Source organism: Mesorhizobium sp. B2-5-11, assembly GCF_006440835.1.
In the GTDB taxonomy this organism is placed as follows: domain Bacteria; phylum Pseudomonadota; class Alphaproteobacteria; order Rhizobiales; family Rhizobiaceae; genus Mesorhizobium.
Genome location: NZ_VFUK01000003.1, coordinates 1 through 12,279 on the forward strand (window position 1 = coordinate 1; position 12,279 = coordinate 12,279).

Consider the following 12,279-nt stretch of genomic DNA (forward strand, 5'->3'; position numbering starts at 1 on the left):
CGAGCCGTATTCGCCGACGCCGCGCGCGAAGGCCAGCGCGAAACCGGTGACGATGGCCGGCGCCAGGCCCGGGAACAGCACCCGGGTGACGATCTGGAAGCGGCTGGCGCCGAGCGTGGCGGCGGCCTCCTCCACCTCCTTGTCGATCTCCTCCATGATCGGCTGCACGGTGCGCACGACGAAGGGCAGGCCGATGAAGACCAGCGCGATGACGATGCCGAGCGGGGTGTAGGCGACCTTGAGCCCAAGCGGCAGCAACAGTTTGCCGATCCAGCCATTGGGCGCGTAGAGCGTGGTCAGCGCGATGCCGGCCACCGCCGTCGGCAGCGCGAAGGGCAGGTCGACCATGGCATCGACGATGCGGCGGCCGGGAAAGCGGTAGCGCACCAGCACCCAGGCGACCAGCGTGCCGAACACGACATTGACGGCGGCCGCGACAAAGGCGGTGCCGAAGCTGATGCGGAGCGCGTTGATGGTGCGCCGGTCGGTGGCGATCGCCCAGAAATCGGTCCAGCCGAGCGCCGCAGAGCGCCAGACCAGCCCCGACAGCGGAATGAGGATGATGAGGGTAAGGTAGGCAAGCGAGAAGCCGAGCGTCAATCCGAAACCCGGAATGACGCTCGGCTGTCGAAACCGCCAACCCGCCCGAGCGGGTGCTGTGATCATATCGTCCTGAATATCGACTGCTTACTGGGGCTTGTAGATCTGGTCGAATATACCACCATCGCCGAAATGGTAAGGCTGTGCTTTCTTCCAGCCGCCGAATTGTGGGTCGTCGATGGTGACCAGCTTGATCGGCGGTAGCTTGGCCAGGTCCTCTGCCGACACCAGATCGGGCTTGGCCGGACGATAGTGGTTCTTGGCGATGATCGTCTGCGCTTCCTTGGAATAGAGCCAGCCCAGATAGGCTTCGGCGACCTTGCGCGTGCCCTTGGCATCGACATTGGCGTCGACCAAAGCGACCGGCGGCTCGGCCAGGATCGAGGTCGGGGGATAGACGATATCGAAATTTTCGGCACCGAACTCGTCGAGCGCTAGATAGGCCTCGTTTTCCCAGGCAATCAGCACGTCGCCCAGGCCCTTTTGCGCGAAGGTCACCGTCGAGCCGCGCGCACCGGTATCGAGCACCGGAGCGTTGGCATAGAGCTTGCCGACGAACTCCTTCGTCTTGGCCTCGTCGCCACCGTCATTGGCGTTGGCATAAGCCCAGGCGGCGAGATAGTTCCAGCGTGCGCCGCCCGATGTCTTCGGGTTGGGCGTAATCACCTGGACGCCGTCCTTGACCAGGTCGTTCCAGTCGTGGATGCCCTTGGGGTTTCCTTTGCGGACGAGGAAGATGATGGTCGAGGTGTAGGGTGCCGAATTGTTCTCGAATTTCGTGCGCCAGTCCGGATTGATCTTTTTCGACTTGGAGACGATGGCGTTGATATCGCCTTCGAGCGCCAGCGTCACCACGTCGGCGTCGAGGCCGTCGATCACGGCCCGGGCCTGTGCGCCCGATCCACCGTGCGACTGCTGTATGGTGACCGTTTCCCCTGTCTCGGCTTTCCAGTGAGCGGCGAAGGCCTCGTCATAAGCCTTGTAGAGCTCGCGTGTCGGATCGTACGACACGTTGAGAATGGTGGTATCGGCGAACGCGAAACCGAGCGTGCCGAACTGGACAGACGTGGCGACCAGTGCGCCGAGCAGTCTCCTGAAACGAGGTTTGGTCATTTCTGCCTCCGTTGAACCCACGTCAAATCTACCGAATTGGTAGAATTTAGATGCATTAAATGTTGCCTTTTTTGTCGTTTTGGAGAAAATCTTGGACCTGATTTCGCGGTGCGGAGAAACATTTTCCCTCAAACGTCCCCTTGGCGAATCCCCATCGACCTATCTAGGAACAAGCGGTGCCGAAGCAAGGCTGTGGCATTTGGTCGGCACGCTATCCGGCTGGACTGGGAAATCGAAGCGCTGCTTGGCGGAGGGATCGTGGTTCAGCGTGAAGGTGCCGCCATTCGCGTGCATAGTTCTTGAATCCGGCCGAGTGCATCGCGCCGAGCAGCAGCTTGCGGTTTGCCGTCGCTTCGCTTGCGGTACAGGAAAATTGTCCGTTCCGGCGTAACGGATATCCTGGCGGATCGAGGGGCCGGCAACGCGGACGAAGTCGGCGGGCAGGGCGTCGGCGCGGGCTGGGAGGAGATTGCGGGTAAAGGAACTGGCGTCGCGAGTATTGTCGCGAGGCGCCGTACCTCAGGCGAAGAAGCGCAATCCCCTGAATCGCTTGCGCAATCTTATTCAACAAACACCTTCACACTTGCCGCGCGTCCCGCCGCATCGATTACGGTCAAGGTCGAGTAGCCGGTGCCGTCCGGTTGCCATGTCGCGGTGCGCCGGCGGTCGATGCCGGTCAGCGGCTTGCCGTTGGCCAGCCAGCGGAACGGCGCGCGCCCGCCTTGCAGCTTCATTATCAGCGGCGAGGCGTCGGCCGAGTTGGTGGCGAGATCGACGCGGGCGCCGTCGGGCGGAAAGATAATGGTCGGCGCGGGCTCTGTGGGGGTCGAGGCCTGAACCAGCCCGTCGGACCCGGCGCCGAAGCGGGCAAGCGTCACAGGCAGGTCGTTACGTCGAGGAGTGAAGGCGCCGGGGGGCTTGCCCGGCAGCGGCACGGTGGCGAGACCCGAGCGGACAAAGCCCTCGAACAGAATTGGGGCTGCCGACACATAGCCGGACAGGCCAGGCACCGCGCCGGCATCGGCCCGGCCGACCCAGACGCCCAGCACGTAACGGCCGTCGAAGCCGACCGACCAGGCATCGCGGTAGCCATAGGAGGTGCCGGTCTTGTAGGCGATGCCGCGCTGCAATGCACCCTCGGGCGGCTTGACGCCCGACAGAATGTCCATGATTTGCCAGCTCGCCTGGTCATCGAGGATGGTCGCGGTGGTGCGCTCGGCATCGACCGGCTCGGTGCCATCATGCAGCGTGTGCGTCTTGCCGCCATTGGCGAGCCCTGTATAGAGCTGGACGAGATCGCGCAGCGTAATCCCAACGCCGCCAAGGCCGATGGCCAGGCCCGGCGCCTCGTTGACCGGCAGGATCGGGTTTACCCCAGCCTGGCGGAATCGGGCCGTCAGCCGCGCGGGACCGACCGCGTCGAGCACGCGGATCGCCGGCACGTTGAGCGACAGTTGCAGCGCCTCGCGGATGCTGACGTCGCCCTGATAGCCCATATCGAAATTCTTCGGCCGGTAGCCGCCGAAATCGGCCGGGCTGTCCTCGATCAGCATTTCCTGCGCCACCAGTCCCTGTTCGAAGGCAAGACCGTAGATGAATGGCTTCAGCGTCGAGCCCGGCGAACGCACGACCTTGGTCATGTCGATCCAGCCGGAGCGGCTGGCGTCGAAGAAATTGGCCGAGCCGACTTCGCCCAGAATATCGCCGGTGCGGGAATCGGCCAGCACCATGGCGACGGAGAGACGCGCCCCAAGCTTGGCGGCGGCGTCGCGCGCTACCTGTTCCAGCCCTTCCTGGACGCTCTTGCGGATCGTCAGCTTGAGCGGCTGGCCGGGAACCGCCTTGGGCAGCATCGCATAGGCGGCGTGCGCGGCGAGCGCCGGCAAGCTACGGCGCAGGCCAGACACATCGTCGAGCGCGGCGCGCGCGGCCTCGCGTTCGCCAAGCAGGCCAGCCGAGGCCATGCGGGACAGCACGCGGTCGCGGGCGGCGTGCGCGATCGCGAGGTTGCGGTCGGGCCGGCGCTTCTCCGGCAGCTGCGGCAGGGCGACGAGAAGCGCGGCTTCCGAGACGGTGAGCCGCTTCGGCTCCTTACCGAAATAGGCGAGCGAAGCGGCGCGCACGCCTTCGAGATTGCCGCCATAGGGCGCCAGCGTCAGATAGCGTTCGAGGATCTCGTGCTTGGACAGCCGCCGCTCGATCTGGATGGCGCGCAGCATCTGCTTGAGCTTGGAGCCGAGGCTGCGGCTGTCGCGCGGCTCGATCAGGCGGGCGAGTTGCATCGACAGCGTCGAGCCGCCGGACACGATGTGGCCACTGGTGGCGAACTGGCCGGCGGCGCGGGCAAGCGCCAGCACATCGACGCCTTCATGGTTCCAGAAGCGCTTGTCCTCATAGGTGACCAACATGTCGACGAACTGCTTGTCGACCTGGTCGAGGCGGGTTTCGAGCCGCCAATAGCCGTCAGGCGTGGCGAAGGCGCGCAAAAGCTGGCCGTCGCGGTCCTGGACTTCCGTCGAGACGGTAAGCTTTTCAGGAAGCGGAGGCGGGAAGGCGCGGTCGAGCTGCCACAGGGTAGCGGCGGAAACAGCAATAACAGCCACCAAGGAGGTGCTAGCGATAGCCGCGCGGCGCAGGAATTTTCTTGAGGGCATGGCGCTGCCCCTCATCCGCCTGCCGGCACCTTCTCCCCGCATAGTGGCGGGGAGAAGGGAGCTGTCGCAATCGTCGGCGCCTTTTCTGTAACGTTGAAAATTGGCGAAAGCCTTGGTGCAGGCCCCTTTCTCCCCGTCACTAAACGGGGAGAAGGTGCCGGCAGGGCAATGAGGGGCAGCGCAAACTTCACGTTCATGTCCGCCGCGACACCTTACGGCGCCTTGACCTCCATCATGCCGGTGGCGGTACGGGCCGAATATTGCGGCCGGTACATATCCTCCACCGTTGCGGCCGGATGGGCGTAGATGCCCGGCGTCACGGCGCGCACGACATAGGCGAGCGTCAGATTGTGGTCGTGGTCGCCGTCGCTGGGGTTGAAGGCGGCGACGAAACGGTCGTCGCGGAATTCCAGATGCGCGGCGTCGGTCTGCGCCAGCCAGGAGAAGTTCGACAATTGCGCGCTGGAGACCAGGCCGGGATTGTCGATCTCGAAGCCGGCCGGCAAAAGGTCGGTAATCAAAAGGCGCGAAGGCCAGTTGTTCTGTTCGTTGACCTTGAGTACGACGACATAGCGTTCGTTCTGGGTTGCCTCCGTCACATTGGCTTCGGTGCCGTCGAGCTTGTAGTAGGTGCGCTCGATAGTGAAGCCGTCACCTCCCGCCGGCAAGGGCTGTACCGGCGACGCCACGGTGGTGACGACGGCCTGCAGCGGGGTCTTGCCGGTGTTGGCGATGGTGAGCGGGCTGTCGGCCACATCGCTGCCGTTGATCTGGCTGGAATAGCCGCCGGAATGCGGTGCACCGTTGACGGAAAGCGTGATCGAATCATTGCCTTGTCTGAGGGCGCGGGCCGCCAGCAGCATCCAGGATTCATCCTGGGTGCTGGTCCAGCGGACCTCGGCGCGTTCCCTGGTCACCAGCTTGATCAGCTCCGGTACGACCGACGGCACCGGCTTCGATTCCGCCGCAAGCGCCAGCATTGCCGCCCCGTCGCGCAGCGCCGAGCCGTAGTCGGAGCGATAGTAGTCATAGGCTGTGCTCGACTTGGCGAGCCGCAGCGCCGTCTGGAAGGTCGCTTCCGAACGCTGGGCGTCGCCATAGAGCGCCAGGCTCGCCGCCAGCTGGGCGACAGCCATCGGGCTGGTGAAGGCCTCGAGCTGGGTGTCCGCGTAATAGCGCAGATCGCCGATCGAGGCCTTCTTGTTGCGGGCAAGCACGTAGAGCGCGTAAGCGATCTCGCTGCCGCGGTCCTGTACGCCCTGGTCGTAGCCGAGCGAGTTCTGCAGATTGCCCAGCGCCTGGTTCATGGCGAGCGCCGGTACATCGTATTTCTGCTCGCGCGCCCTGGTCAGGAAGTCGGTGACATAGGCGTCGAGCCACAGATCGCCGGAGCCCGGGCCCCACAGGCCGAAGCTGCCGCCCGAAGCCTGGTAGCTCAGCACCTTGTAGATCGCGTCCTGGATGCGGCCATGCAGGTCGGGATCGCTCTGCATGCCGACGCCCGAGGCCATTTCGTTGACATAGAGCAGGGGCATCGCCCGGCTGGTGGTTTGCTCGGCGCAACCATAGGGGTAGCGGTCGAGCGTCATCAGGAGCGAAGGCACATCGAAGGCCGCCGCCTGCGAAACGCCGACACTGACCGAAGCGCCGTCGAGCAGGCTTGCCGCCAAAAGCTCCTTGTCGACGCGCAGCGCGCCGCCATTGCCCTTGAGGTCGACCACCAAGCGGGTGGTGACCGGCAATTGCGCCGGACGCACCGGCACGTAGAGCGTCTGCTCGACCTTGGTGCCGTCGGCGTGCGCCAGCTTGATGGTGAGCGAGGCATTGCCTGCCGTCTGTGCGATCAGCGGCACGGTCAGGGTCTGGCGCTTGCCCTGCGCCAGCGTCAGTTTCTGGGGCAGGGGCTTGTCGCCCGTCGAGAGGTCCCCCGTCGTGTCGATCGACAGCGCATAGTCGCCGGCCGGACCGTCGGTGTCCGCAATGTCGAGCCGCATGACGGCGGCGTCGCCGGGCGCCAGGAAGCGCGGCAGGCCGGCGGTGATCACCACCGGATCGCGCACGATCACGTCCGACTGGGCGTGGCCGACCGCTTCCTTGGTCCAGGCGACGGCCATGACGCGAACCGTGCCGTTGAACTGCGGAATATCGAAGTCGACGCGTGCTTTGCCGTCGGCATCGAGCTGCACCGGGCCGGAGAAGAAGGCGACCAGCTTTTCGGTCGGCGGACTGCCCTGCGCCTGCATGTTGGCGCCGTCGCCGCCGGTCCTGAGCTTGCCCATAGTACCGAGAGAGCCGTCGATCAGGCCGCCGTAGAGATCACGGATTTCCATGCCCAGCATGCGCTGGCCGAAAAACCAATTCTCAGGATCCGGCGCCTTGTAGTTGGTCAGGTTGAGGATGCCGACATCGACGGCGGCGACAGTGACATAGGCGTTGCTGCCGGGCTCTACGCCGGCGACCGCGACCGGGATCGACAGCTGCTGGCGCGGCATGGTCTTGTCCGGCGGGGTAAGGGTGACGGCGAGCTTCTTCGAGCCCGGATCGACCTTCAGCCATTTCACGCCGATGGCGCGGGCCGGCATGCGGCTTTCCTGCGCGTCGCCAGGCCGGAACAGGGTTGCCGTGACATAGGCGCCGGCGCCCCAGTCGTCGCCGACCGGGATGTCGACCGTGCCGCCGCCGGCCGGCACCGATGCCGTGACGGTCTTCAACAGCTTGTCGGAACCGATGTTGACCAGAAGTTCGCCGGCAAAATGCGGCGAGACCTTGAGCCTGGCCACTTCGCCGGCGGCATAATTGCCCTTGTCGAGGGCGATCTCGAGACCATCAGGCGTTTCGGTGGTGGTGGAGGAGACATACCAGCCGCCATCGAACTCATAACTGGTCGCGGGTCCTTCCGGATCCGCTGTCTCGACCTCGAGCCGGTAGCGGCCCCAGTCGACCGGGATCGACACTGTCGCCTCGCCGTCGGCGCCAAGGTCGACTTGGCCATTGGCGATCGATTTGGTGAAGGTGACGGGTTCGTAATTCCATGAGTTGTTGGAGCGGTACCACTGGTAATTGCGCTCGACCTTGACCAGCGACCATTGCGCACCTTTCAGCGCCTCGCGCTGGCCGTCGGGGTCGACGGCGATCAGGCTGAATTTCGCCGTGCCGCCCTGCGGCACTTCATCATCGGCAAAGTCCGGCCGGATGCCGATCATGTGGCCTTGCGGGCGGATGCCGATATTAAGCGAGCGCTCGATTGCGCGGCCGCCGGTCTCACGCATACGGACCGTCACCTTGGCGTCGATGAGCTTCGTGGTCGACGGCAGTTGCTCGACGGAGACCGGGAAGGTCGCCTTGCCATCCTCGCCGACCACCGGAAGATCGGTGAACGGGGTGACGGTCGGTTCCGACGACTGCTCGTCGGCAAGGCCAAAGGAATAGCCGTTGAAGCGGTCCCAGTCACGCGCGGTCGACAGGGTCAGTTCGCCTTCGAGCGCGAGGCCAGCAGCCGGTGCGCCATAGAGAAAGCGGCCGTCGACGGTGATGTTGGCGGTTTCGCCCTGCGCGATCTCCTGCTTGTCGGCCTTCATGTCGAATTCGATGCGGTCCGGCACGAAATCCTCGACCAGGAACATCTGGCTGGCGACGGCCGGTTGCTTGGGATCGGTATAGATCGATACCGACCAGGTGCCGCGCATGGCGTTTGGCTGGAGCGGCAGATCGACGGCGTGCCCGCCGGCTGACGCGCCATCGCTGACGACGCGGCGATCCTCGACGCCGTCCGGGCGCGAGAAGATGAAGGTCAGCGGCAGGTTCTCGACCGCCTTGGCGGCGCCGTCACGGGCAAGAGCCGCAACATGCACCTCCTCGCCGGCGCGGTAGATGCCGCGCTCGGTCCAGGCGTAGATATCGAGCGCGCCCGGCGCTGCGCGTCCAGTGACGCCGCGGTCGGACAGGTCGAAACCGGCGCGGGCCATGTCGAGGAAGACAAAGTCGTTATCGCCCTGCCTGGCCATCAGCACGGCCGGCACCATGCCGCCGTCGCCGCGTGTTAGGCCGGGATTGAACACGGCATGACCATCGGCATCCGAAGTCGCGGTGCCGAGGATCTCGTTGTTGCGGGCAACCAGCGTCAGTTCGGCGCCCGCTATCGGCTTGGCGCTGCCCAGCGAACGGGCATAGACATTGAGCCCGTCCTGACCGGTATAGGTCGAGAGGCCGATGTCGGAAACGACGAACCATTGCGTGGCCATCGAGTTGTAGTCGTCGCTCTTCTCGCTGACAGCCTGGGCAGTCAGCACATAGACGCCGGGCTTGCGCCGCGGCAGCGCCTCGTCGACCGGGAAGGAGGTGGTGACCTCCTTGTTCAGGTCGTTGGCGATGTCGAGCTGGCCTTCCCAGACCGGCTCGCCCATCTGCTCGGAAATGTTTGAGATGTCGTAGCTGTCGAGCTGATGCAGGAACTGGTAGCCGGACAGAAGCTGGGCCAGCGAGCGGTCGCCGATGCGATAGAGCTTCATCTCGGCGGCGTTCATGTTGACAGTGACGACGGGGATGCCGCGGCGCGCGCCGGCCGGCAGCACGAAGCTGTCGCCGGTGAAGCGGGCCGAAGGCGCACGGTCCTGCACATAGATCGACAGCACGACGGGCGCGGCGGTCACTTCGCCGATGGCGGCCGGCAGGCCGGCGCGGAAGGTCACGTCATAATGCTGGCCGTGTTCCAGTCCTTCGACGCAAATCTGCTTGTCCTTGGCTTCAACGCCTTTGGGCGGCTGGTTGTCGACGGTGACGAATTGTGCGTAATCGACGCCGGTCTTGACCAGTTCCTCGGAGAATTGGGCGCAGATGCGCGGGGCGCTGGTGTCGGCATCGACGGTGTGGTCGATGACGCGGAAACCCTTGCGAGCCTTGAGATCAGAATAGTCGGCCTGGACCGCAGGCGAAGGTACCAGGGCAAGGCTGGCTTCATAGGCCTGCAGGGCGGGGCGATAGAGGTCGCGCTTGTCGAGGCCGGAGCCGATGAGCGCCAGCGTCTCCGCCCGCGTCCTGGCTGTACGCAGGAGCTTGTAGGCATTGAAGGCGGCCGACGTACCGTTTGCCGGCAAGGTGGAGGCCTCGGATGTGTTGGCCGCCGGCTGCACGGCAAGCGTTTCGCGCGCCAGGTTGAGCCAGAGCTGGCCATCGTCGGGCATGACAGAGACCGCGGCCTCGTATTTCTGCACGGCAGTGCGATGATCGCCGGTGAGCACCGCCTGCTCGGCCGCCGTGGTCAGCGCGGCCATGCCCTCGGTCGGCCTGTCATAGGCCGGGCCGAGCAGCCGGTTACGGTATTGCTGGGCCTGGTCAGCCATCCAGTTGGGGAAGAAGGCGAGTTCCGGCGGCGCGCCGATGTCGGGGTCGCCGTCGATATTGACGACCTTGCCCGCGACCGCGCCGTTGAAGGGCTTCAACTGGTTATAATCGGATTTGAGGAAGCACCATTTGGCCTTGGTGTTATAGGTGAAGGCGCGGCAGGCGGGATCGCCCAGGCAGGTGGTCTTGCATTGATCGAGCGTGACGTTCTGGTCGGACCGGAGGTCGAAACCGAAATAGTCGGAATTGTCGGTCGTTGCGACTCGCCGTGCTTCGGCCGCTTGCGCGACGTTACCCCAGGCCAAGACATTGGCCCAGGCGAAGAAGAGAAGGATCAGGAAAGACAGACGACGAGCCGCGCGCATTGCCATAACACCCTCCAGACAATTTGCAGACGTCCGGGCATGTTCAAGCTTCACTCAGGCTTGTCAACATGAGGACGCGGCAGGGTTCCGCCTGCCAACGGTTTCCTTTCCGGCCAACAGCCGGTAGTACCTCCATAGGACAGGGGATCACGCATTCTTGCGGCAATGCAAAAGGTGTGAATTCCAAGCCCGTCCTATTTCAGACAATTGGATTGTGGCCCCTTTACGAGCGCTTCAGAACTTCATTCCAATTTTAGGTTTGTAAAGTAGGTTGTCTTAATGCCGGCGTATGAAAGGCAGATGTCAGGGGGTACCGAGCCAAAGCGCGTGCTTTCGCGCGCGCTGCTTCTGGCCGTGATCTGCTGCTCGCTGATCGCCGGACTGGGACCGGCGGCCGCCTTCGAAATCTTCGGCATCAAGCTGTGGGGCTCATCGAGCGACGAGGATGCCGACATCGTCGATCCGATGCGCTACGCCGTGACCATCTCCGCGCCCGACGCCGACAAGGACCTGGTGAAAAAGCTCGAAAACGCCTCGGCGCTGAAGAGCGACGAAGACCATCCCGTCTCCGGCTCGCTCGGTCTGATGGCCAAGGCGCGTAGCGATCGAGAACAGCTTGTGGCGGCGCTCTACGCCGATGCCCGCTACGAAGGCGTCGTCACCATCACCATCGAGGGCAAGCCGCTGGACGAATTGCCGCCGGACGCCGAATTCAAGGGTCCGCAGCCCATTCCCGTGGCCGTCAACATCGCCGCGGGTCCCAAATTTACCCTCGGCGATATCCGGCTGGAGGGTGACGCCGCTGGATTGATGGGCGCCGACTACGGCCTGATATCAGGCGGCGACGCTGGGTCTGGCGCGGTGCTCAAGGCCGAGGCGCTGATCGTGCGCACGCTGAAGGAGCAGGGCAGGCCGCTGGCCGAGGTGACCAGCAGGCACATCGTCGCCGACCATGACACGTCGACCCTCGACGTGACGCTGACGGTTGCTGCCGGGCCAGTCGCCGGCTACGGCGCGACCACGGTGGAAGGCACCGAGAAGGTCGACCGCGACTTCACCGAATACATGACCGGGCTGAAACGTGGCCGGCAGTACTCGCCTCAGGAGATCGACGATGCGCGCGACAGGCTGCTGGCGCTCGAGGTCTTCAACAGCGTGACTTTCAAGGAGGCCGACAAGCTCGATGCCGAGGGCAACATTCCGATCGGTGTCCAGGTCAGCGAGCGCAAGCCGCGTTATTTCGGGCTGGGCGGCACCTTCTCGAATACGGAAGGGCTGGGGCTGGAGGGGTATTGGGGCCATCGCAACCTGTTCGGCCGGGCCGAGAAGCTGCGCATCGACGGAGCCATCAGCGGCATCGGCAGCAATGACCTGTCCGAATTGAACTACAATGCCGGCATCATGTTCGAGAAACCCGGCGTGATCGGGCCGGCATCTAAATTCTTCGCCGGCATCAAGACCGTGCTCGAACATCCCGACGCCTACGACCATTTCTCGGTCAAGGGCAACACCGGCCTGTCCTATGAACTGACCAAGAACCAAACCGTGTCGGCCGAGGTCGCGCTCGACTATTCACGCATCCACGATTCCTTTGGCAAACATAAATACCTGATCGCCAGCATCCCGCTGCAATATGTCTATGACAACAGGGACGTCAGGCTGAACCCGACCAAGGGTTTCAGGTTGCTGGCCTATGCCGAGCCGAGCTACGACATATTGAGCGGTGCCGCCTTCCTCAAGCTGAAGGGCGAGGGATCGGCCTATCAGTCGCTGGATACCGCTTCGAAATTCGTGCTGGCGGAACGTGTCGCACTTGGCTCGATCGTCGGCACCAGCCTGCAGAACGTGCCTGCCGACCGGCGTTTCTATTCCGGCGGCGGCGGCTCGGTGCGCGGCTATGCCTATCAGGGCATCGGCCCCAAGGATTTCACCGGCCAGCCGATCGGCGGCCTGTCCTTCTTCGAGACCTCGGTTGAAATGCGTATCGCCATCACCGACACGATCGGCATCGTGCCGTTCGTCGATGCCGGCACGGTATCGACCAAGTCGTTCCCCGATTTTTCCGACGTCAAGGTGGGCGCCGGCGTCGGCTTGCGCTATGTGACGCCATTCGGGCCGCTGCGTATCGACGCCGCCGTGCCGCTCAACCGCGACCCAGGCGACCCTCATTTCGGCATCTATGCCGGCATTGGCCAAGCGTTTTGAAC

5 protein-coding genes are annotated in these 12,279 nt (G+C 64.2%); 1 reads left to right on the forward strand and 4 read right to left on the reverse strand.

The genetic code is table 11. The annotated features are described in order from the left end of the window. The 4 genes from cysT to FJ490_RS11050 form a co-directional block, all read right to left on the reverse strand. Window positions 1–666 (reverse strand): sulfate ABC transporter permease subunit CysT (gene cysT, locus FJ490_RS11025; protein ID WP_140767658.1); only part of this gene is annotated, 666 nt, incomplete at its 3' end. Between the two features lie 21 nt (window positions 667–687). Continuing rightward, complete coding sequence (locus tag FJ490_RS11030) at window positions 688–1,713, reverse strand: sulfate ABC transporter substrate-binding protein (RefSeq protein WP_140521250.1); 1,026 nt, start codon at window positions 1,711–1,713, stop codon at window positions 688–690. A gap of 560 nt (window positions 1,714–2,273) precedes the next feature. Further along, entirely contained in the window at window positions 2,274–4,367 is a 2,094-nt protein-coding gene (pbpC, locus tag FJ490_RS11040) for a penicillin-binding protein 1C (RefSeq protein ID WP_140729203.1), read from the reverse strand. Window positions 4,368–4,579: 212 nt separating this feature from the next. Beyond that, the gene (locus FJ490_RS11050; RefSeq protein WP_140729202.1) at window positions 4,580–10,078 is read right to left on the reverse strand and encodes an alpha-2-macroglobulin family protein; all 5,499 of its coding nucleotides are present in this window, start codon (window positions 10,076–10,078) and stop codon (window positions 4,580–4,582) included. 273 nt (window positions 10,079–10,351) lie between these two features. Between FJ490_RS11050 and FJ490_RS11055 the strand changes: the two genes are divergently transcribed. Next, window positions 10,352–12,277 (forward strand): autotransporter assembly complex family protein, encoded by a 1,926-nt coding sequence (locus tag FJ490_RS11055; protein ID WP_140656770.1) that lies wholly within the window; start codon window positions 10,352–10,354, stop codon window positions 12,275–12,277. The last annotated feature ends 2 nt before the right edge of the window (window positions 12,278–12,279 follow it).